The following is a 21,311-nucleotide window of genomic DNA, read 5'->3' as shown; positions in this document are numbered from 1 at the left end:
GCGGCCTGAGCCGCGGGCGCCTGGCAGGAGGCACGCCGTTCCTTTCGCCATCGGTGTTTTCGGCACGTCAGCATGCCACCGGGCGTACGAGGCAGGTGGGAGAACCGGCGGGTAACGCGGGATCGAGGCGGCCGGGTTCGCGGGGCCGCCGGAGTACGGCAACGTGGCCGTCGCCTCGGCCGCCCTGCGGGCCTAGGTGTCGACACCATTGCGTGGATGCACTCGACCCGCCGGGTCGGTCAGGGCACGGCCGGTCCCGTGATGAGGCGGCCCTTCGTGTCGTACGGCCAGACGTTGGGTGTGCAGCCGAGCAGGCCCTTGATCTGCTGCATCATCGCCGGGGCCGGCTTGCCGGCGCCCGGGCAGGTGACATGGCCGTGGCCGAGGAAGTGGCCGACCTCGTGGTTGATGATCAGTGCCCGGTACGCGTCGACGTCATCGGCGTACACCGGGGTCGCCAGCACCCACCGCTTGAGGTTGACCACGACGTCCTTGCCGACGCTGCAGTTGACCTCGCCGCCGGTGTCCAGCCCGTAGCGGCCGCAGATCTCGTCGACCGTGCTCGGCGTGGCGAGCCGTACGACGAAGTCGGGCGTGCCACCGGAGACACGGCGGAACGCGGACTCGCCGTCGGCGGTCCAGCCGCGCGGGTCGGCGAGTATGCCCTCCACCTGCCGGGCGACATCGGCGGGCGACTGGGTGAGGCCGTCCTCCACGACGACCTCGTAGCGCAGCACCCGGCCGCCCTTGCCCACCGTGTCGCTCTCGCCGGCGGCGGTCGTGAACGTGCCGGGGCCCGACGGCGGGATGGCGGCCGAGGAGGAGGCGTCCGGGGACGGGTCGCCCATGCCGCTGGGCTTGCTGTCGGTCTGCTCGTCGTCCTCCGCGCTGCTGCTCGGTTTCGTGGACCGGTCCGGTGCCGGTGGGGGAGAAGGCGACCGGGTGGGGGCGACGGGCGCGTCGTGGGAGTCGGTCGCGGAGGTGTCCGGCGGTGTCCCGTGCACGGCCAGAGCGGTGACCGAGGCCAGCACGGCGATCGCGGCGAGGCCGCCCAGCAGGGGCCCTTTCCCCTTCCGGCCGGGCCCGTCGGCGTGCGCGGGGCCTCTGCGGCGACGGCGCGGGGACCGCGGGGTCGAAGGCGTCGCACGATGCGTGGTCCTGGTCATGGCCGTCAAGGCTGTGTACGCGATGTGATGAGACGTGGCCCGAATGGTAACGAAACCGTAACGGTCGATCTTCGGCCGGGCTATGTGATCGTCCCGTAACAGTTCCCGGCCGGACCTCGTACCCGCCCTCAACCCCCTTGATCCGTACGGATACTGGGCGCATGCCACGTGTCCTGCTCATCGAAGACGACCGCGCCGTACGGGAGGGCGTCGTGCTCGCGCTGCGCCGTCAGCGACACGACGTCAACGGCGTTGCCACCGGAGAGGACGGGCTGGCCCAACTGCGGTCCTTCCGGCCGGACGTCGTCGTACTCGATCTGATGCTGCCCGGGCTGAGCGGTCTGGAGGTGTGCCGCCGGATCCGCGCCGAGGACCAGGTGCCGATCATCATGGCGACCGCCCGCGGCGACGACACGGACATCGTGGTCGGGCTCGAAGCCGGAGCGGACGACTACGTCGTGAAGCCGGTGCAGGCACGCGTCCTGGACGCCCGTATCCGCGCCGTCCTGCGCCGGGTCGGCGGCACACCCGCCGACGGCGGCATACCGAAGATAGAGACCCATGGCGCCCAGGGTGAACTGGCCATCGACCGGGCCGGGTTGACCGTCACCCGCCAGGGAGAGCCGGTCGTCCTCGCTCCCTCCGAACTGCGGCTCCTACTGACGCTCTCGGCCTCGCCCGGCCAGGTGTTCTCCCGGCAGCAGCTGCTGGAGGCGGTCTGGGAGCACAGTTACCACGGCGACTCACGGCTGGTGGACGCCTGCGTCAAGCGGCTGCGCACCAAGATGGGCGAGCCGGCGGGGCAGCCGCGCTACATCGAGACCGTGCGCGGCTTCGGCTACCGGTTCCGGTCCCGGTGAAATCACCGCTGCGCGGACTGCGCGGCCGGCTGCTGGTGGCCTTCGTGCTGGTAGCCGCCGTGGCCACCCTGACCACCGGCGCCCTGACCTTCCGTGAGGCACGCGTCGGAGTGCTCCAGCAGGGCCAGGACACCGTGATCAAGCGCCTGCGCCATCACGTCAACGGCGTTGCGCCGGGCATCAGTTACCCACCCGTCCAGGGCGACCTGGAGTGGGCCGCCGCCGAGGTGGCCCGCGCCGAGCCGGCACAGAACTGGCGTGTTCTGGTCACGTATCGGGAACTGCGCGCCACCTCCACGCCCGAGGACAGCTTCACCGAACTGACCCCCGCCATGCGCGCTGCCGTGGCCGCCCGTAGGGCCGCCGTCTTCCAGCGGGTGTCGACGGACGGCCGTTCCTCGCTCGTCGTCGGCATGCCCATCACCCTCGAGGCATCCGGCTCGTCCCCTGCGTCCGGGGTCGTCGTCTTCGTCACGGTGCCGCAGACCGCCGAACAGGGCTACGTCGACGCCCTGGTCACCGCCATCGGGCGCGCCGTCGTGCCGGCGCTCGGCCTGGCCGTCCTCCTCGCCCTGCTGGCCGCCCGGGGCGTGCTGCGCCCGGTACGGGAGCTGCGCCGCGCCACCCGCAGCATCGCCGAGGGCCATCTGGACACCCGGCTCGCCGTCAACGGCTCCGACGAACTCGCCGATCTCTCGCACACCTTCAACGAGACCGCCGAGGCATTGGAGGAGTCCGTGTCGGAGCTGCGCCGTATGGAGGCCCGCGCCCGCCGTTTCGTCGCGGACGTGTCGCACGAGCTGCGCACCCCGCTGGCCGCGATGTCGGCCGTCACCGACATCCTCGACGAGGACGCGGGCGGGCTCGACCCGGACACCGCCACCGCGGTACGGCTCATCAGCGAGGAAACCGTGAAGCTCGCCCGCCTGGTGGACGACCTCATGGAGATCTCCCGCTTCGACGCGGGCGCGGCGGATCTGCGGTTGGACGACATCGATCTCGCCGAGTCCCTGCGGCGCACCCTCGCCGCCCGCGCCTGGCTGGACCTGGTGGACGCCCGGCTCCCCGGGTCCGGCGAACTGCGCGGCCGGGTCGACCCGCGCCGCCTCGACGTGGTGGTCGCCAACCTGGTGGGCAATGCGCTCCGACACGGGGCCCGGCCCGTCCAACTACGCCTGCACGCAAGGGAGATGTCGGACGCCGACGCATCGGTGTGGGCCGTCATCGAGGTGCTGGACAGTGGGCCGGGCATTCCCGCCGACGTTCTGCCCCACGTCTTCGACCGCTTCTACAAGTCGGACACGGCCCGGACCCGAACGGAGGGCAGCGGCCTCGGCCTTTCGATCACCGCCGAGAACGTCCACCTGCACGGCGGCACGATCCGGGCGGCGAACCGGGCGGAGGGCGGCGCGATGTTCACGGTCGAGATCCCCCTGCGGCAGCCGCAGCAGGAGCCCCTGCGGCAAACCCCGCATCAGCCCCCGCATCAGCCCCAGCGTCAGTCGCCGCATCAGCCCTCGCCTCAGCCCCCGAAGCAGTCCCCGCAACCGTCCCTGAAGAAGGGGGAGTCATGAGCCCCGCTCCCGCCCCGGCCCCCCGGTCCCTCCGGCCCGCGCTGCTGTGCACGACCGCCCTTCTGCTCGCCTCCTGCGGCATCCCCGAGTCCGGCGTGGTGGAGACCGGAGAGCCCGCCACCGGCATCCGGCCGGCCCAGGTCTCCTACTTCGTCAGCGAAGGCACCCTGGTTCCCGTCCGGCGCCGGGGCTTTGCCCCGGTCGACATCGAGACGGCCGTGGCGACGGTGTTCCAAGGGCCGGACGCCAGGGAACGCCGTAGCGGTATGACCACCCAGCTTCCGCCGCTGACGGGCGCTCCTTCGGTCCGCGCGGAGGGCGACGGCGAGGTGACGGTCGCACTGCCCCAGGGCATCGGGACGTTGACCGAAACGGCCGTTGCCCAGCTGATCTGCACAGTCGCCTACGCCCGGTTCGACAGCGCACCGACGACGGTGACCGTGACGGTCCCCGGAGCCTGGCAGACCGAAGGCTCCAGCGATTCCTGCCCCTCCTGATCAGCAGGGCCGCCGCCAAACCCCCAGTTCCAGTCTCGCGTGCCCGCACCTCTCGTACCGCCGACTTTCACATCAGGGCCATCAGACCCTTCCCTGACGTTTGGTGCTCTTGGAACACTCCTTCCGCGCGCGTTCCGTCATCTGGATCCGACGGGTCGAACACCCCCAAGGGAGAGGTCCCTCACCCATGCCTGAAGTCAACCGGCGCCGATTCCTCCAAGTGGCGGGCGCCACCACGGCCTTCGCCGCCCTGTCGAGCAGCATCGAGCGCGCCGCCGCGCTCCCCGCGAACCACCGCACGGGGTCGATCGAGGATGTCGAGCACATCGTCGTCCTGATGCAGGAGAACCGTTCTTTCGACCACTACTACGGTGCGCTCAGAGGCGTCCGGGGCTTCGGTGACCCGCGGCCCGTGACCCAGCAGAACGGCAAGTCCATCTGGTACCAGTCGGACGGCACCAAGGACCTGCTGCCCTTCCACCCGGACGCCGACGATCTCGGCATGCAGTTCCTGGAGGGCCTGCCGCACTCCTGGCCGGACGGTCAGGCCGCGTACAACGAGGGCGAGTACGACAAGTGGGTGCCCGCGAAGGGCTCCACCACCATGGCGTACCTGACCCGCGACGACATCCCGTTCCACTACGCGCTCGCCGACAAGTTCACCATCTGCGACGCCTACCACTGCTCGTTCATCGGCTCGACCGACCCGAACCGCTACTACATGTGGACGGGTTACACCGGCAACGACGGCACCGGCGGCGGCCCGGTCCTCGGCAACGACGAGCTGGGCTACGGCTGGACCACGTACCCCGAGCGCCTGGAGCAGGCCGGGATCTCCTGGAAGATCTACCAGGACATCGGCGACGGCCTGGACGCGGCCGGCTCCTGGGGCTGGATCCAGGACGCCTACCGCGGCAACTACGGCGACAACTCCCTGCTGTACTTCAACAAGTACCGCAACGCCAAGCCCGGCGACCCCTGGTACGACAAGGCCCGCACCGGCACCGACGTGAAGAACGGCGACGGCTACTTCGACCGGCTGAAGGCCGACGTCAAGGCCGGCAAGCTGCCGCAGATCTCCTGGATCACCGCCCCCGAGGCCTTCTCCGAGCACTCCAACTGGCCCTCGAACTACGGCGCCTGGTACATCGCCCAGGTCCTCGACGCGCTCACCTCCAACCCCGCGGTCTGGGCGAAGACGGCGCTGTTCATCACGTACGACGAGAACGACGGCTTCTTCGACCACGTCGTACCGCCGCTCCCGCCCAAGTCCGCAGCGCAGGGCAAGTCGACGGTGGACGTGGAGCCCGACCTCTACAAGGGCGACGCCAACCGGGTGGCCGGCCCGTACGGCCTGGGCCCGCGCGTGCCGATGCTGGTCGTCTCGCCCTGGAGCAAGGGCGGTTACGTCTGCTCTGAGACCCTCGACCACACCTCGATCCTGCAGTTCATGGAGCGCCGGTTCGGGGTGCGCGAGCCGAACATCTCGCCGTGGCGCCGGGCCGTCTGCGGTGACCTCACCTCCGCGTTCGATTTCTCCCGCAAGGACCCGCGCCCCGTCGGCCTGCCGGACACCGACGGCTACGAGCCGCCGGACCGCGAGCGCCACCCCGACTACAAGCCCACCCCGCCCGCCGACTCGCGCCTGCCCAAGCAGGAGCGCGGTCTGCGCCGGTCCCGGCCGCTCAAGTACGCCCCGTACGTGGACGGTTCGGCCGACACCGCGGCCGGGAAGTTCACGCTCACCTTCGCCACGGGCGCCAAGGCGGGCGGCGCCTTCCACGTCACCTCCGGCAACCGCACCGACGGGCCGTGGATGTACACCACCGAGGCGGGCAAGTCGATCGCGGACACCTGGAACTCGGCGTACTCCAGCGGCTCGTACGACCTGACGGTGCACGGCCCGAACGGCTTCGTGCGCGCCTTCAAGGGCGCGAACAAGACCGCCGGACCCGAGGTCACCGCCCGGCACAGGGGCGGCGACCTCGAGCTGACCTTCACCAACAAGGGCTCCGCGACGGTGGAGTTGAAGGTCGCCGACGGCTACAGCGGCCGGACGAAGCGGTTTGTGGTGCGGCGTGGTGCCACCGTGCGGCACAGCTTCGACCTCGGGGCGAGCGGGCAGTGGTACGACCTGACGGTCACGTCCGCCTCCGACTCCGCGTTCCTGCGGCGCTTCGCCGGACGGGTCGAGACCGGACGTCCTGGGGTGAGCGACCCGGCCGTCATCACCGAATGACCGTCACTGCAATGGGGCGGTGCTGCATTTTCCGGGGGATAACCCCCGGACCCCCAGCAGAAAAGCAGGTCAGCCGGGGTGACCGGCGAGGACATTGCGAGGCAGACCCGAGTGAGGCCTGATGCATACCGGATAGCAGGGGTTGGTCACGTGCTGGTGTGCTCGGGGTAGTGTGCCCCGGTGACCACGCATTCGAACACACCTGCAGGCTGGTACGCCGATCCGCACGGAGCGCCCCGGACCCTCCGCTACTGGGACGGGGCGCAGTGGACCGAGCACACCGCGCCGGACCAACAGGCGCAGCACGCCGGGCCGGTGCCGCAGCAGCAGGCCGCTCCGGTGCAGCAGCCGCAGCAACAGGCCGGTCAGGATCCGCGGGTGCAGCGTCAGGTGCAGCAGCAGGCCGGAGTCGCCGGGGGCGGCTCCGGCGGCGGCACCCTGTTCACCGAGCCGGTCCTGGTGGTGAACCAGAAGGCCAAGCTGATCGAGCTGACCAACGAGTACAAGGTCATGGACCAGCACGGCAACCAGCTCGGCTCGGTCGTCCAGGTCGGGCAGAGCGCGCTGAAGAAGGCGCTGCGCTTCGTCGCCAGCCTGGATCAGTACATGACGCACAAGCTGGAGATCCGGGACGCCTACGGGCAGCCCGTGCTGCTGCTGACCCGGCCGCGCAAGTTCATCAAGTCCCGGGTGATCGTGACCCGTCCGGACGGACAGCCGGTCGGTGAGATCGTCCAGCAGAACGTCTTCGGGAAGATCAACTTCGCGATGATCGTGAACGGCCAGCAGGCCGGCGCGATCAAGGCGGAGAACTGGCGGGCCTGGAACTTCGCCATCGTGGACCACGCCGACAACGAGGTCGCCCGGATCACCAAGACCTGGGAAGGCCTCGCCAAGACGATGTTCACGACCGCGGACAACTACGTCCTCCAGGTCCACTACCAGCTGCCCGAGCCCCTGCTGAGCCTCGTGGTCGCGACGGCGCTGACCGTCGACACGGCGCTCAAGCAGGACAAGCGCGGCCTGGGCTGACGTACCCGCACGTGCTCACAGCGGTGTCAGGTGCCCCGGTTCAGGCTGCCGGGGCACCGACGCCGGGGCTGCCGGCACCAACGCGGGTTCCAGTGACGCCGATTCGGGCTCCAGGGCGAGTACGGCGGCCACCGGGTGGTTCTCGGGAGTGACCCGGGTCAGCAGCACCACACCCCAGGACGCCAGCGCCGCTCCCGCCAGCGCGACGAGCACACCGAGCGCGCCGCCCCGCAGCCCCTCGCCCAGCAGCGACAGCCCGATCACCGCGGCGGCCACCGGGTTGGCCAGCGTCACCACGGCGAGCGGGGCACCCAGGCCGCCCCGGTAGGCGAACTGGGACAACAGCAACCCGCCGACGGCGAAGACCGCGACCAGCAGCGCCACCCCGATCACCTGCCAGCTGAGCAGCGGGCCCGTACCGTCCGTGGCGGCGACCGTCACCGTCTGGGTGAGCGCGGACCCGACCCCGGAGGCGAAGCCGGACGCGGCGGCGTGCCGCAGCCCCGACCGGTCGCCCGGACGCCCCAGCAGGCCGATCAGCGTCACACTCACACCCGCGACCGCCAGCGCCTCCGGCATGCTCAGCACCTGGCCAGGCTCGGACCCGGACGCCGCCACGACGAGGATCGTGGCCAGCCCGACGAGCGTGAACACCGTGCCCCGCCACTCCACCGCGCTGACCCGCCGCCCGGCCATCCGCGCCCCCATCGGCACCGCGGCGACCAACGTGAGCGCACCGAGCGGCTGTACGACGGTCAGCGGACCGTACCGGAGCGCCACGACGTGCATGACCGCGCCGGCCGCGTTGAGCGCGACCGAGGACCACCAGGCGCCGGTGCCGAGCAGCCGCAGCAGGCTCGCCCCCTTCGTGCGGGAGGCCAGCCGTTCCTGGGCGACGGCCGCGGACGCGTAGGCGACGGCGGAGAACAGGGACAGGACGACGGCGACCAGCGTGCCGCCGCTCATCGTCCGGCCCCCACCAGGACGTGCTCGTCGACGGGCGCGAGCGCCGCGGGCTGACCGCGTCCGGCGGTCGTCCGGGTCCGGTGCGGCAGATGAATCATGGCCAGAGCCAGTCCGAGCATCGCCGCCGCCACGATCGCGTCGAGCCAGTAGTGGTTGGCCGTGCCCACGATCACCAGCAGCGTCAGCATCGGATGCAGCAGCCACAGCCAGCGCCAGCGCGAGCGGGTCGCCACGATCAGGCCGATCGCCACCATCAGCGCCCACCCGAAGTGCAGCGAGGGCATCGCCGCGAACTGGTTCGACAGGGTGTCCGTCCGCGGTGAGCCGTAGACCGACGGGCCGTACACGTGCGCGGTGTCCATCAGGCCGGTTGAGGCCAGCATGCGCGGCGGGGCCAGCGGGAACGCGAGGTGCACCACCAGCGCGGCGGCGGTGACCGCGGCGAGGATCCGGCGGGCCCAGACGTAGTGCGCCGGGCGCCGGAGATACAGCCAGATCAGGAAGGCCGCGGTGGCCGGGAAGTGGACGGTGGCGTAGTAGGTGTTCGCGAGGTGCACCAGCGTGCCGTCGTGGAGCAGCAGGGACTGCACCGTGCCTTCGCCGGGGAGACGCACCGCTCGTTCCAGGTCCCACACGTGGTGTGCGTTGCGGAAGGCTTCGCCGGTGTGGCCCGTCGCCAGCATGCGGCCGAGCTTGTAGACGAGGAAGAGCCCTGCGACGAGCAGGAGCTCACGGACGAGCGGCGGCCGCGCTATCGCGTCGGACTCCGCTTCGGCAGGCTCGGTGCGGGCATTCATCCCCCGGCCCTTTCTCGCTGACGTGGTGCTGTGGGTGGAGCGGGTGGCTCACCGATACGGCCATGTACCGATACGCCTCGGTGCCGATACTAGACCGTTTCGATACGTCACTGTACCGATACGACGGAGTACCGGTACAGTGACGTATCGATAGACGTACGCCACACTGGAGTGCAGGCCCCTCGGGGCGCCGCCGACGAGCGAGGAGAAGAGTCCATGACGTCGCAGGCCGCGGACGGACCGGAGACGGTCGTCGCCTCGCGCCGCTCCAAACTGACGCCCGAGCGTGAGCAGGAGTTCTTCGACGCCGTGCTCGAACAGATCCGCAGCTGCGGATACGACGCCGTGACCATGGACGGCGTCGCCGCCAGCACCCGGTGCAGCAAGTCCACGCTCTACCGGCAGTGGAAGACCAAGCCCCAGTTCGTGGCGGCGGCGCTGCGCTCGAACCGCGAGGTCCGCTTCGCGGGCATCGACACCGGATCACTCGCCGAGGACCTGCGCGAGGTCGCGCGTGCCGCGGCCGAGTGGTCGACGAAGGACGCCACCACGCTGATGCAGGCGCTCGGGCACGCCGTCATGCAGGACAAGGAGCTTCAGCAGGCGCTGCGTGAGGCGCTCGTCGAGCCGGAGGTCGCCGCGCTGGAGGAGATCCTCCGGCGTGGGGTCGAGCGGGGCGAGGTCGCGGCCGACCATCCTGCGCTGCCGTATGTCGCGGCGCAGATGTTCGGCGTCCAGCGCGTACGACCGGTACTCGAGGGGGAATCCGCCGACCCGGAGTATCTGTTGAGATTCGTGGAGGCCGCCGTGCTCCCGTCACTCGGCCTCACCTGAGACCCAGGCCGCCGTCCATGGGATGACTGGACGGTGACCTGTCCGCGCCGCACCGTGGGGACGGGGGCGGCGCGCACCCCCCGGCCGGGTGGGGTGCCCTTTGAGCGGAGGGCGCCCCACTCGGCCGACTCATGTCCGGGGCACGGAGCAGCGGCTCACACGTCCTGGCCGCTGCCACCGCCGGACGCCGCCTTGATGCCCTTGGCGATCTCGTCGAGGACGGTCTGCTTCTCACTGACGTCCACGCCCAGCCGGACGACGACGATCTGCTGCGGGTTCGCGGGCGAGGGGAAGGCGAGCGACTCGACGTAGCCGTCGGAGCCCTTGCTGGTGACCGCCTTCCAGCGGACCTGGTAGCCCTTCTGCCCGGCCACGGTGACGGCCCTGGAGGCCAGCACCGGGTGCGAGGTGATCTTGCCGTAGGACTTGCCGCCGTACGACTGCTCGGCGTTCTCCGCGATGTCCGCCTTGGCGACCTGCTCGGCCGTGCTGCCCTCGGTGCCGAGCACGAGGGCGGGCGCCGAGTACGCGCCGCCCTTGGTGCAGGACGCGGAGGTGTCGCCGGGGCACTTGTACGAGGCGTCCGAGGTGACCGAGGCACCGACCGACAGCTGCTGGCCGTACCAGCCGTCGGGAATGGGGATGCTGATCCCGCTGATCGGATCGGTCACCGAACCGCTGTCGATCTTCGGCGCCTCGGACCCCTCGGGCGAGGGTGAGGGCGAGGCACCGCCGGAGCCACCCGACCCGCCGTCACCGAAGGGACCGCCCTGTCCGCCCGGCCCGCCCTGTCCGTCCGGGGCCTGCGGCGAGCCCGCTGCGCTGCCGCCTCCGCCGTCGTCCTTGGACAGCGCGTACACGCCCACGCCGATGCTCGCGAGGACCGCGGCCGCCACCGCGACGGCTATCCCGGTCCGCAGCCCGCGCCGCGCACCGGCGGGAGGCTGCACGGGATACGCGGGGTAGGCCGGAAACGCGCCCCCGGCGCCGGGCTGCGGCTGCGTCGGGGGACCCCAAGCGGCGCCCGACCCCGCCGGGCGGGTCTGGTCCGTCCATGCCTTGCCGTCCCACCAGCGCTCGGTGGGAGGACCGTCACTTGTCTGCCCGGGGTCGGGGTGCCAGCCGGGAGGAGTCTCCTGCGTCATGCCCCCACCGTATGAGGCGTCGGTGAAAGACGGATGAGAAGCCCGGGACCGGAACAGGTGCGAGCGTGCTTATTTCAGGACGAGTCGCACGGGGGACTCGGCCGCCGGCGCCGGAAGGCGCAGTCCGTCCCGGCCGGGCGTCACCGAACCGAGCACGCGCGCGTGCCGTGCGCCCGTGCCCGCCGGATCCGTGCCCGGCAGCCCGTGCACCGTGAGGAACCCGAGCACCGCGAACGCGTACGCCTCCTTCGCGTCCGACGGCAGCCCCAGCTCGTCGGAGGTGCCGACGGCCACCCCAGGCAGCAGCTCGGCGAGCCTCCTCATCAGCACCGGATTGCGGGTCCCGCCACCCGAGGCGATCACCTCCGTGGCGCCCACCCCGCGCACGGCGTCGGCGACCGTCCGGGCCGTGAGCATGGTCAGCGTGGCGAGCACGTCCTCGGCGGGCAGCGTCCCGAGCCCGGCGAGCGCCTCGTGCAGATGGCGGAGATGGAACAGCTCCTTGCCGGTCGTCTTCGGCGCGGGCAGCGCGTAGTACGGCTCGGCCAGCAGCCGCTCCAGCAGCAGATGGTGCACCCGGCCCCGGGCCGCCAGCGCCCCGTCCCTGTCGTACTCCAGACGTCCGCCGCTGAACCCCCGCGCCGCCGCGTCGATCAGCGCGCACCCCGGACCGGTGTCGAAGGCGGTCCCGTCAGGGGCGGTCAGGTTGGCGATGCCCCCGATGTTCAGCGCGACCGGCGTCCCCGGCCGGCCGCGCAGCCACAGCCGGTCGACCAGGGCGACCAGCGGCGCGCCCTGGCCCCCGGCGGCGATGTCGCGCGGCCGGAAGTCGGCGACCACCGGCAGCCCGGTCGCCTCGGCGATCCAGGCGGGCTGCCCGAGCTGAAGCGTGCCGTGCACCCGCCCCTCCGCCACCCAGTGGTACACGGTCTGCCCGTGCGAGGCGACCAACTCGGCCCGCCCCTCGCACAGTTCACGGTCGGCCCGCACGGCCGCCGCCGCGAACGCCTGCCCGATCCGCGTGTCCAGCCGGCACACCTCCGCCATCGTGACGGCACCCGGCGGCAGCGCCGCCGCGAGCGCGTCCCGCAGCTCCGCGTCGTACGGCTCGCTCACCATCCCGAGCCGCTTCAGCACCAGCGTGTCCCCGACGAGGTCCAGCTCGGCCACCGCCGCGTCGATGGCGTCGTACGACGTGCCCGACATCAGGCCGATCACCCGCATCGTCTCAACTCGCCTTCCTCGCAGGCAGCGTGAGCAGGGCCAGGACACTCACCCCGCACGTCGCCGCCGCGTAGTACGCCGGGACGTCCACGTTCCCGGTCCGCTCGACGGTCTCCGTGATGATGAGCCCCGCACACCCCGAGAACACCGCATTCGACAGGGCGTAGGCGAGCCCCAGACCCGTGTAGCGCACGGTAGTGGGAAACATCTCCGCCAGCATCGCCGGGCCCGGCCCCGCCATCAGCCCGACCACGGCACCGGCACCGAGCACCGCCGCGCCCTTCGCCGCGTTCGAAGTCCCCGCGTCCTGCAGCAGGTTGAGCAGCGGCACCGCGAGGACCACCACCAGCACCGCCCCCGTCAGCATCACCGCCCGCCGCCCTACCCGGTCGCTGAGCAGCCCCGCAGGGACGATCGTGAGCGCGAAGCCCAGGTTGGCCAGCACCGTGGCGATCAGCGCCTGCTGGAAGGTCGCGTCCAGCGTGCTCTGCAGATAGGAGGGCAGCACGACCAGGAAGGTGTAGCCGGCCGCCGCCCAGCCCATGATCCGCCCGGCGCCCAGCGCGACGGCCCGCGCCACCTCCCGCGGAGGCGGACTCGTCCGCTCCACGGCTTCCCGGAACGCCGGCGTCTCGTCCAGCCGCAGCCTCAGCCACAGCGCCCCGAGACCCAGCGGCAGCGTCAGCAGGAACGGCAGCCGCCACCCCCAGTCGCCCAGCTGATCCTCCGTCAGTACCGTGGCCAGCAGCGCCGCCGCACCCGCCCCGCCCAGCAGCCCCAGCGCCACCGTGAACGACTGCCACGACCCGTACAGCCCGCGCCGGCCCGGCGGCGCGAACTCCGTCATCACCGACACCGCACCTCCGAACTCCCCGCCCGCCGACAGCCCCTGAAGCACCCTCAGGAAGGTCAGCAGCCACGGCGCCGGCGCCCCGACCGTGGCATACGTCGGCAGCACCCCGATCAGCGTCGTCGCCCCCGTCATCAGGACGATCACCAGGATCAGCACCGGCCGGCGCCCGATCCGGTCACCGAGCCGGCCGAACAGGGCCGCGCCGACCGGCCGGAAGAAGAACGCCAGCGCGAAGGAGGCGTACGTCTTCACCAGCGCCTCGGCCTCGCTGCCGCCCTCCGGGGTGAAGAAGCGCGCCGCGATGATCGTCGCGAAGTAGCCGTAGACCCCGAACTCGTACCACTCGATGAAATTCCCGACCGAGCCCGCCACCAGGGCCCGCCGGGACCGGCCGGTGCCCCGCTCCTCGAAAGTCACCTTCATTCCCACGAGTATTGACGGTCCGTTACCTTCACAACAGCAGGTGGCACGCCGTTCGCGTCGCCCGCGAGCCCGCACTGTCACCCGTGACGGGAACTGCTCCCCGGACCCGCCCGCACCGCGCCGACCGGAGGGCTACGCTCGGGTTCGGTACGTCGTTCGGGCGACTTGGGGAGGTAGCGGGATGACGGAGGTACGGCCAACGGCGGCCGCCTCGGCTCCCCTGTGGGAGCGCGACCGGGAGATCGCCGCCGTGGAGGAGGCGCTCACCACCCTGCGCGCGGACCGCTCGTCCTCGGGCAGCCTCCTGGTGTTCCGCGGCGAGGCCGGACTCGGCAAGACCGCGCTGCTGGCCCAGACCCGCCGCATCGCCGAGGCACGCGGCTGCACGGTCTGGTCGGCCCGCGGCGGCGAGACCCTGAAGTCCGTCCCCTTCAACGTCGTACGACAACTGCTGCAGCCCGCGCTGGTGTCGCTGATGCCGGAGGAGGCACGCGAATACCTCGGCGACTGGTACGACATCGCCGGCCCCGCCCTGGGCATCACGGACCCGGGCGACCGGCATGCCGACCCGCAGGGCGTGTGCGACGGCCTGGTCGCCGCCGTGCGCCGGCTGGCCCGGCGCGACTGGCCGCTCGTGCTGCTGATCGACGACGCCCACTGGGCCGACCAGGAGACCCTGCGCTGGCTCGCCGCCTTCGCCGAACGCCTCGACGACCTGTCCGTCCTCGTCGTCGTGGCCCGCCGCCCCGGCGAGGTCGCCGCCGACAGCGCCCGCTACCTCGACGCGGTCGCCGCGGCGGCGGGCGCACCGGTCACCAACCTGAGCGCCCTGACCCCGGACGCGACCGCGGGCCTCACCCGCGCCACCGTCGGCCCGCACGCCGACGCCCCGTTCTGCCGCGAGGTCTGGGCCGTCACCGGCGGCAACCCGTACGAGACCGTAGAACTCCTCGCCAAGGTCCAGGACAGCGAACTCGAACCCGTCGAGGCCCGGGCCGCCGAACTGCGTGCCCTGAACCGCTCGGCCCGCGGGGGCGGCCTCGTCGCCCGCCTGGAAGGACTCGGCGTGGACGCCACCCGGTTCGCCTGGGCCGCCGCGATCCTCGGCGCGGACATCTCCGTGGACCTGGTCGCCCGGCTCGCCACCATGAGCCACGACCAGGCCGTGCGCTGCGCCGAACTGCTGTGCAACGCCCGCATCCTCACCCAACCCGACCCGGCGACCGCCCGCGTCGGCGACAGCGGCCTGGAGTTCGTGCATCCGCTGATCGCGACCGCCGTCTACAACTCCATCCCGCCCGCCCTGTGCACCGCGATGCACGGCATCGCCGCCCAGGTCGTCACCGACTCCGGCCGGGGCGCCGCGGCGGCCTCCCGGCATCTTCTCCTGGTCCACCCGGACGACGACGAGGAAGTCGTCGAGCAGCTGCGCGAGGCGGCCCGCGAACACCTCGCCGTCGGCGCCCCCGACGCGGCCCGCCGCTGCCTGGACCGCGCCCTGGTGGAGCCGCCGCTGCCCGAGGTCCACGCGCGCGTGCTCTACGAACTGGGCTGTGCCACCCTGCTGACCGCGCCCGCCACCACCATCCACCACCTCCAGTCCGCGCTCGCCATGCCCGGCCTCGACGGCGCCGAACGCGTGGACGCCGTCTTCCGGCTCTCCCAGGCGCTCCTCCACAACGACCAGCTGGAGGAGGCCGTCCGCACGGTCGAGGCGGAAGCCGCCCGGCACGAGGAGGGCCCGGCCAAGCTGCGCCTGCAAGCCGTGCAGTACATGTGGGAGGGCATCTACGCCGGCGAGACGACCACCCCGGGCCGCTCCGAGCGGCTCGCCGGGCTCGCCGCGACCTGCACCGGCAAGGACAACTCCGAGCGTGCCCTGCTGATGCTGCGCGGCTTCGACGCCATGACCCACGGCGAGAACGCCGAGGAGGTCGTCGACCTGTGCGACCGCTCCCTCGTCAACGGCCGGCTCGCCCCCGGACTCGGCTGGACCGACACCGAGTGGGGCCTCGAACTGCTGCTGATGCTGGCCAACTCGTACGCCTACACCGACCGCCTCGACCGCGCCGACGCCCTGTACACGGAGGGCCTGCGCGCCTACGAGTCCGCGGGCTGGAGCGGCGGCCACCTCGCCCTCGCGCACGCCTACGTCGGCCTCGGCCACCGCAGAAGGGGCCGGCTCAGGGAGGCGGAGACATCTCTGCGGGAAGGGCTGCGGCTGGCCGAGCGGGTGGGCCGCGGGCTGCCCCTGTACTGGACGGCGACCTGCAACCTCGTCGACACGCTGCTCGCCCGTGGGCATGTCGACGAGGCCTGGTCGATCGCCGAGCAGCACGGCTTCGGTCCGCCCTACCCGTCCACCATCGTCATCCCCGACCCACGCTCCGTACGCGGCCGTCTCCTGCTGGCGACCGGCCGCACGAAGGACGGCATCAACGAGCTGGAGGCCGCGGAGAAGGCGGCGACCGCGCGGGGCCACCACAACCCGGTGATGGTCCCCTGGGCGGTCGACCTGGCCCGGGCCCTCGCCACCGAGGACCCGGTCCGCGCCGCCCGGCTCGCCTCCGAGGCCCGCCGCCAGGCCGAGCGGTTCGGCACGGACACGGCCATCGGCGAGGCCCTGCGCTGCGCCGCCGCCCTGGAGACCGGCCAGCGCGCGGTCCGGCTCGCGGCCCAGGCGGTCGCCTACCTGGAGGCTTCGCCGTGCCAGTACGAGCATGCGGCCGCTCGTGTCGAGTACGGCATCGCTGCGCGGTCCGTTGCCGAGCTGAACCGGGGCTTGGCGCTGGCGCGTTCGTGCGGGGCCGATGGGTTGGTGGCCCAGGCGCGGGAGGTTCTGGAGACGGGACGCGGGTTGCGGTGAGCGTTCCGCGGCCGTCGGTCGGCTGCGGCGCCGTCGTGGCTGGTCGCGCAGTTCCCCGCGCCCCTACGGGGCGCTCAGGTGCGCAACAACTGGTCGGTGACCGCCGCCAGGCGCTTGCGTACCTCCTGGTCGTACGTCGCCGCGTTCGCCCTTGCCGGGCGCGTTCCGTCGAAGTAGCCGCCCGTGCCCGGGTCCTGTGTGGCGAGTGCCAGTACGCCGGGGGCTCCGTCGGCGATCGAGTTCATCGGTGCGATGCCGCCCTCGCGGACCATCGCCGTGTCCATGAAGGTCGCGGGGTGCAGGACGTTGACGGACACGCCGGTGCCGTCGAGTTCCTCGGCGAGCGTGAAGGTATGGGCGGCTAGTGCGAACTTGGCGCGGCAGTATGCGGCGAAACCGTCGTAGCCGCGGGTGAACTCGGGGTCGTCGAAGTCGAGCGGCTCCTGGCCGGCGGACCCGACGTTGACGATCCGGGCGGGCGGGTTCGTGCGCAGCACCGGCAGCAGGGCGCGGGTCAGTTCGACCGGCGCCAAGTAGTCGACCGCCAGCCGCAGTTCGTGGCCGTCGGCGCTCAGCTCCCGTCCGGAGCCGCGCGGCCCTGAGCCCACGCCGGCGTTGTTGATCAGCACGTCCAGCTCGGGGTGGGCGGCGGCGACCTGGGCGCCCAGGTCGCGCACTTGGGTCAGTGAGGCAAGATCGGCGACGAACCCCTCGGCGGCGCCCTCCGTGCGCAGCTCGGCGACCAGCCGCTCCGTACGACCCGGATCGCGGCCGTGGGCCAGGACCAGGTGTCCGGAGCGGACCAGTTCGAAGGCGATGTACCGGCCGAGACCCGAGGTGGCGCCGGTGATCAGGATGGTGGACATGCCTCCACCGTAGGCACAGGGACCGGGCATCTGCTTGATGCCGTTGAGGCTACGACCGGCAGGGTCACCCTCAGCCGGTTTCGTCCTCCTCGGCCAGCACCCGCTGGGCCGCCGCGAAGGCCGAGTTCGCCGCCGGCACCCCGCAGTACACCGCGGTCTGCAGCAGCACCGCGCCGATCTCCTCCGGGGTCAGCCCGTTGCGCCGCGCCGCCCGCACATGCATGGCCAGCTCGTCGTAGTGCCCGTGGGCGACCAGCGCCGTCAGCGTGATCATGCTGCGCTCGCGGCGCGAGAGCGTCGGGTCGGTCCAGATCTCGCCCCAGGCGTAGCGCGAGATGAAGTCCTGGAAGCGGGCGGTGAAGGGGGTCTGGCGGTCCTGCGCCCGGTCGACGTGCGCGTCGCCGAGCACCTCGCGCCGTACCTCCATGCCGCGCGGGGCGGAACCGCCGAGATGCGCGCGCAGGGCGGTGAGCACCGCCTCGGGGCACTGGGCGGGCGCCAGATGCGAGGCACCGGGGATCTCCACCAGCGCGGCACCCGGCACCGCGTCCGCGATCTCCCGCAGATGCGCGGGCGGCGTCGCCGTGTCCTCGCGACCGGCGATCAGCAGGGTGGGTGCGGAGATCTCGGGCAGCCGGTCCCGGATGTCGAAGGCGGCGAGCGCGTCACAGAGCGCGGCATACGCGCCCGGATCGCTGTCCCGCATGTCCTGGACCAGCCGGGGCACGGTGAACCCCGCCGTGAACCAGCGCTCGTTCGCGCTCTCCGCGAGCCCCGCCACCCCTTCGGCCCGCACCAGCGCGGCCCGTTCCTCCCACGGCTTGGAGCCGCCGTAGTGGGAGGACGAGCAGATCACCGCGAGGGACTCCACCCGCTCGGGGTGGTGCACCGCGAGATGCAGCCCCACCGAACCGCCGATCGAGACACCCGCGTAACGGAACCGCTCGATGCCGAGCGAGTCGGCGAGGGCCAGCACCAGGTCGGCGAGATCACCTATGGTCGCCCCCGCCGCGATCAGATCGGCCGCCGAGCCGCCCTGCCCAGGCAAATCCCAGCGGATCACCCGATGCGTGACGGACAGCTCGGGCGCGACCTTGTCCCACAGGGCGTACGAGGTGCCGACCGAGGGTCCGAGGAGCAGCGGGGGTGCGGAAGCGGGGCCTTCGACAAGGTGGTTGAGGAGTTTCAACGTCGCTCCAAAGCGCGGTCGGTGAGGGCTCCGGCGGAGCCGGTGTAGTGGGTCGGGTCCAGGTCGACGTCCCGCAGCTCCGGTGCCTCGGCGAGCGGGCGCCCCTCGGACGCCAGCCGGGTGAGCAGTTCCTTCGCGCGGGCCCGGCCCAGCACCGGGGCCAGCTCGGCGGAGAGCCGTTCCGAGACGATCAACCCATGGGTGAGATCAAGGTGTTCGCGCATGACATCGTGCCTGACCCGCAGCCCCTCGGCCAGCTCCACGGCATCCCGGGCGGCCCCGCCGGCCAAGCGCAGCAGCTCCCTCAGTGGTTCCCACTCGGCGTGCCAGGCCCCGGCCGGCCGCTCGTCCTCCGCCGCCAGCGACCCGTACAGCGTGGCGGCGAGCTGAGGTGCCCGGCGCGCGGCGGCCGCGATGAGGGTGGACCGTACCGGATTGGCCTTGTGCGGCATGGCGGACGAGCCCCCGCCGCTGCCCTCCGCGACCTCGGCGATCTCGGTACGGGAGAGGGTGAGGACATCGACGGCGACCTTGCCGAGCGCGCCCGCCGTGAAGGCGAGACATGCGGCGAGATCGGCGATGGGCGTCCGCAGGGTGTGCCAGGGCAACAGGGGCGCCTGGAGGCCGAGTTCGCGCGCGTAGGCCTCCGGGAGAGACAGGGCGTCCTCGGCTCCGTACGCACCGAAGGCCGCCAACGTCCCGGCGGCGCCCCCGAGTTGTGCGGGCAGGCCGTCCCGTACGGCGGTCACCCGGTCCCGTGCGTCGAGCACCAGCGACCGCCACCCGGCCGCCTTCAGCCCGAACGTCGTCGGTACGGCGTGCTGCGTGAGCGTCCGTCCCGGCATCGCGGAGTCACGGTGCTCGACGGCCAGCCGGGCCAGCGCGCACTCCGTGCGGCCGAGGTCGGTGAGGACGAGGTCCAGGGTGCGGGCGGCGACGAGCATCGTCGCCGTGTCCATGATGTCCTGGCTGGTCGCACCCCGGTGCACGTAGGGGCCGTACTCCTCGCCGACCGCCCTGGTCAGATCCGCGGCCAGGGGGATGACCGGATTCCCGCCGCCCCGCGCCCGCTCGGCGATCGAGGTCACGTCGAAGCGCCCGGCATCCGCCGCCTCCGTCACCGCGTCAGCGGCCTCCTCCGGGGCGAGCCCCAGCGCGGCCTGGGCGCGCGTCAGCGCGGCTTCCGCGTCGAGCAGAGCCGTCAGATAGGCGCCGTCGCCGGTGGCCTTCGCGGCGGGGGAGCCTGCCCACCCGGGGGCGAGCAGGCCGGTGTCGGGTTCGGCAGCTGTCACTGGAACTCCAGGAAGACCGTTTCGCCTTCGCCTTGAAGGCGGATGTCGAAACGGTATGTGCCGTTGCTCCCGTCCGTGGCGATCAGCGTGTCGCGTCGGTCCTGGTCCAGCCGCGCCAGCAGCGGGTCGGCGGCCAGCGCGGCCTCGTCGCCCGGCAGATAGATCCGGGTGAACAGATGCACCAGCAGCCCGCGCGCGAAGACGCACACACTGATGTACGGCGCACTGCGCCCGCGCGCCCCGGGCCGCAGCGTCCGCGCACTCCAGTGGCCGCTGGCGTCCGTCTGGATCCGCCCCCAGCCGGTGAACTCCACGCCGTTACGACCCAGGAATCCACCGCTCGCCGGGTCGCGCCGCATCGAACCGTCGACCTGCGGCACATCGCCGTCCGGGTCGGCGCCCCACAGCTCCACGAACGCGTCCGGCAGCGGCTTGCCCTCCCCGTCCAGCACATATCCCTGCAGCGCGATGGTGTCCGGGTGGCCGATCGGCGCGATGTCGCCGCCGCCGGGGAAGGGCAGGGCATGACCGTAGAAGGGGCCGACCGTGTGCGACGGGGTCGGGAGCACGGCCTCGGGATTGCTCGTGTCGATCTTCGTCATCGTGGGTCAGCGTCCCTCTTCGATCCAGGTGGCGTTCGGTCCGTCGAGCACGATGTCCCAGTGGTAGCCCATCGAGAACTCCGGCACCGACAGGCTGTGGTCGTACGTCGCCACCAGCCGCTGCCGGGCCGCGTCGTCCGTCACCGACTGGATGATCGGGTCGTACGGGAACAGCGGATCACTCGGGAAGTACATCTGCGTCACCAGCCGCTGCGTGAACGCCGACCCGAAGATCGAGAAGTGGATGTGCGCCGGCCGCCAGGCGTTGAGGTGCTGACGCCACGGGTACGGCCCCGGCTGGATGGTGGTGAACGAGTAGAACCCGCTGTCGTCGGACAGCGTGCGCCCCACACCCGTGAAGTTCGGATCCAGCGGCGCGTCATGCTGCTCACGCTGATGCGCGTACCGGCCCGCCGAGTTGGCCTGCCAGATCTCGATCAGCTGCCCCCGGATCGGACGCCCGTCCCGGTCCAGCAACCGCCCCGAAACAGTGATCCGCTCACCGATCGGCTCACCGTTGTGCTGCCGGGTCAGGTCATGGTCGACCTCGGTGATGTCCCGCTCCCCGAAGGCCGGGGAGGCCAACTCCACCAGCTCCGGATCCTGGGACACGTCGATGGCGACCGGCGGCTGCTTCGGATGCCGGAGAACCGAGGACCGGTACGGGGCATAGTCACGGCGCGGCTGATGCTCGACGGGAGCCCCGTCGGCAACACGCTTCTCATAGGCGGCGTGCTCGGCGGCGATTTCTTGGTCGATGTCGTGCTGGGTGAGAGTCATAGGGATTTCCTGGGAGTTCCTGACGGTCTCGTGAAAGTAAGGGGGAACGATCGCGCCTTTAGGGGCGCGGGGAACTGCGCGACCAGCCACAACCGGCCCGCAGCCC

The 21,311-nt window shown here is 71.9% G+C and carries 18 protein-coding genes; 7 read left to right on the top strand and 11 right to left on the bottom strand.

All coding sequences use genetic code 11. The features are described 5' to 3' along the window. Positions 1 to 239 precede the first annotated feature (239 nt). Positions 240 to 1,166: a DUF3152 domain-containing protein gene (locus OG828_RS08675; RefSeq protein WP_328500705.1), complete on the bottom strand. Its 927-nt coding sequence runs from the start codon at positions 1,164 to 1,166 to the stop codon at positions 240 to 242. 161 nt (positions 1,167 to 1,327) lie between these two features. Here OG828_RS08675 and OG828_RS08670 point away from each other — a divergent pair, with 161 nt between their 5' ends. The 5 genes from OG828_RS08670 to OG828_RS08650 all read left to right on the top strand — a co-directional run bounded on the left by OG828_RS08670 (position 1,328) and on the right by OG828_RS08650 (position 7,368). Then, the gene (locus OG828_RS08670; protein ID WP_210575287.1) at positions 1,328 to 2,026 is read left to right on the top strand and encodes a response regulator transcription factor; all 699 of its coding nucleotides are present in this window, start codon (positions 1,328 to 1,330) and stop codon (positions 2,024 to 2,026) included. Then, positions 2,023 to 3,600 carry a sensor histidine kinase gene (locus OG828_RS08665; protein WP_328500704.1) on the top strand — a complete coding sequence of 526 codons (1,578 nt, stop codon included), beginning with the start codon at positions 2,023 to 2,025 and terminating at the stop codon, positions 3,598 to 3,600. Before OG828_RS08670 ends, OG828_RS08665 begins: the two co-directional genes overlap by 4 nt. Next, a complete protein-coding gene (locus OG828_RS08660) occupies positions 3,597 to 4,097 on the top strand; it encodes a hypothetical protein (protein ID WP_328352067.1) in 501 nt (166 codons plus the stop codon). The genes OG828_RS08665 and OG828_RS08660 overlap by 4 nt, the downstream gene beginning before the upstream one ends. A 187-nt stretch (positions 4,098 to 4,284) precedes the next feature. After that, complete coding sequence (locus OG828_RS08655) at positions 4,285 to 6,336, top strand: phosphocholine-specific phospholipase C (protein WP_328500703.1); 2,052 nt, start codon at positions 4,285 to 4,287, stop codon at positions 6,334 to 6,336. Between the two features lie 180 nt (positions 6,337 to 6,516). Then, positions 6,517 to 7,368 carry a phospholipid scramblase-related protein gene (locus OG828_RS08650; protein WP_328352057.1) on the top strand — a complete coding sequence of 284 codons (852 nt, stop codon included), beginning with the start codon at positions 6,517 to 6,519 and terminating at the stop codon, positions 7,366 to 7,368. Between the two features lie 15 nt (positions 7,369 to 7,383). Here OG828_RS08650 and OG828_RS08645 read toward each other — a convergent pair whose 3' ends face one another. Together OG828_RS08645 and OG828_RS08640 are read right to left on the bottom strand one after the other, a co-directional pair. Then, a complete protein-coding gene (locus OG828_RS08645; RefSeq protein WP_328352054.1) occupies positions 7,384 to 8,334 on the bottom strand; it encodes a hypothetical protein in 951 nt (316 codons plus the stop codon). Then, positions 8,331 to 9,131 carry a phosphatase PAP2 family protein gene (locus tag OG828_RS08640; RefSeq protein ID WP_328500702.1) on the bottom strand — a complete coding sequence of 267 codons (801 nt, stop codon included), beginning with the start codon at positions 9,129 to 9,131 and terminating at the stop codon, positions 8,331 to 8,333. Before OG828_RS08640 ends, OG828_RS08645 begins: the two co-directional genes overlap by 4 nt. Before the next feature lie 216 nt (positions 9,132 to 9,347). On the opposite strand from OG828_RS08640, the gene OG828_RS08635 reads away from it, so the two are divergent. Continuing rightward, the gene (locus tag OG828_RS08635; protein ID WP_328352048.1) at positions 9,348 to 9,965 is read left to right on the top strand and encodes a TetR/AcrR family transcriptional regulator; all 618 of its coding nucleotides are present in this window, start codon (positions 9,348 to 9,350) and stop codon (positions 9,963 to 9,965) included. A gap of 155 nt (positions 9,966 to 10,120) precedes the next feature. Here the strand turns inward: OG828_RS08635 and OG828_RS08630 are convergent, their stop codons facing one another. From OG828_RS08630 to OG828_RS08620, 3 genes are all read right to left on the bottom strand, one after another. Further along, complete coding sequence (locus OG828_RS08630; RefSeq protein WP_328352045.1) at positions 10,121 to 11,110, bottom strand: DUF2510 domain-containing protein; 990 nt, start codon at positions 11,108 to 11,110, stop codon at positions 10,121 to 10,123. Between the two features lie 69 nt (positions 11,111 to 11,179). Next, positions 11,180 to 12,334, bottom strand: coding sequence for an anhydro-N-acetylmuramic acid kinase (locus OG828_RS08625; protein ID WP_328500701.1), 1,155 nt, complete (start codon positions 12,332 to 12,334; stop codon positions 11,180 to 11,182). Between the two features lie 4 nt (positions 12,335 to 12,338). Beyond that, a complete protein-coding gene (locus tag OG828_RS08620) occupies positions 12,339 to 13,610 on the bottom strand; it encodes an MFS transporter (RefSeq protein ID WP_328500700.1) in 1,272 nt (423 codons plus the stop codon). A gap of 181 nt (positions 13,611 to 13,791) precedes the next feature. Between OG828_RS08620 and OG828_RS08615 the strand changes: the two genes are divergently transcribed. Then, the gene (locus OG828_RS08615) at positions 13,792 to 16,476 is read left to right on the top strand and encodes an ATP-binding protein (RefSeq protein ID WP_328500699.1); all 2,685 of its coding nucleotides are present in this window, start codon (positions 13,792 to 13,794) and stop codon (positions 16,474 to 16,476) included. Between the two features lie 74 nt (positions 16,477 to 16,550). Here OG828_RS08615 and OG828_RS08610 read toward each other — a convergent pair whose 3' ends face one another. The 5 genes from OG828_RS08610 to pcaH all read right to left on the bottom strand — a co-directional run bounded on the left by OG828_RS08610 (position 16,551) and on the right by pcaH (position 21,205). After that, positions 16,551 to 17,342, bottom strand: coding sequence for an SDR family NAD(P)-dependent oxidoreductase (locus OG828_RS08610; RefSeq protein ID WP_328500698.1), 792 nt, complete (start codon positions 17,340 to 17,342; stop codon positions 16,551 to 16,553). Between the two features lie 70 nt (positions 17,343 to 17,412). After that, a complete protein-coding gene (gene pcaDC / locus OG828_RS08605) occupies positions 17,413 to 18,531 on the bottom strand; it encodes a bifunctional 3-oxoadipate enol-lactonase/4-carboxymuconolactone decarboxylase PcaDC (protein ID WP_328500697.1) in 1,119 nt (372 codons plus the stop codon). Further along, positions 18,528 to 19,823, bottom strand: coding sequence for a 3-carboxy-cis,cis-muconate cycloisomerase (gene pcaB / locus OG828_RS08600; RefSeq protein WP_328500696.1), 1,296 nt, complete (start codon positions 19,821 to 19,823; stop codon positions 18,528 to 18,530). The genes pcaDC and pcaB overlap by 4 nt, the downstream gene beginning before the upstream one ends. After that, complete coding sequence (pcaG, locus tag OG828_RS08595; RefSeq protein ID WP_328500695.1) at positions 19,820 to 20,425, bottom strand: protocatechuate 3,4-dioxygenase subunit alpha; 606 nt, start codon at positions 20,423 to 20,425, stop codon at positions 19,820 to 19,822. Before pcaG ends, pcaB begins: the two co-directional genes overlap by 4 nt. 6 nt (positions 20,426 to 20,431) lie before the next feature. Then, positions 20,432 to 21,205 (bottom strand): protocatechuate 3,4-dioxygenase subunit beta, encoded by a 774-nt coding sequence (gene pcaH / locus OG828_RS08590; protein ID WP_328437364.1) that lies wholly within the window; start codon positions 21,203 to 21,205, stop codon positions 20,432 to 20,434. Between the last annotated feature and the right edge of the window lie 106 nt (positions 21,206 to 21,311).

This window comes from Streptomyces sp. NBC_00457 (assembly GCF_036014015.1).
Taxonomy (GTDB): domain Bacteria; phylum Actinomycetota; class Actinomycetes; order Streptomycetales; family Streptomycetaceae; genus Streptomyces.
The sequence above is the reverse complement of the archived record's forward strand: the minus strand, read 5'-3'. Positions and strand labels throughout refer to the sequence as shown.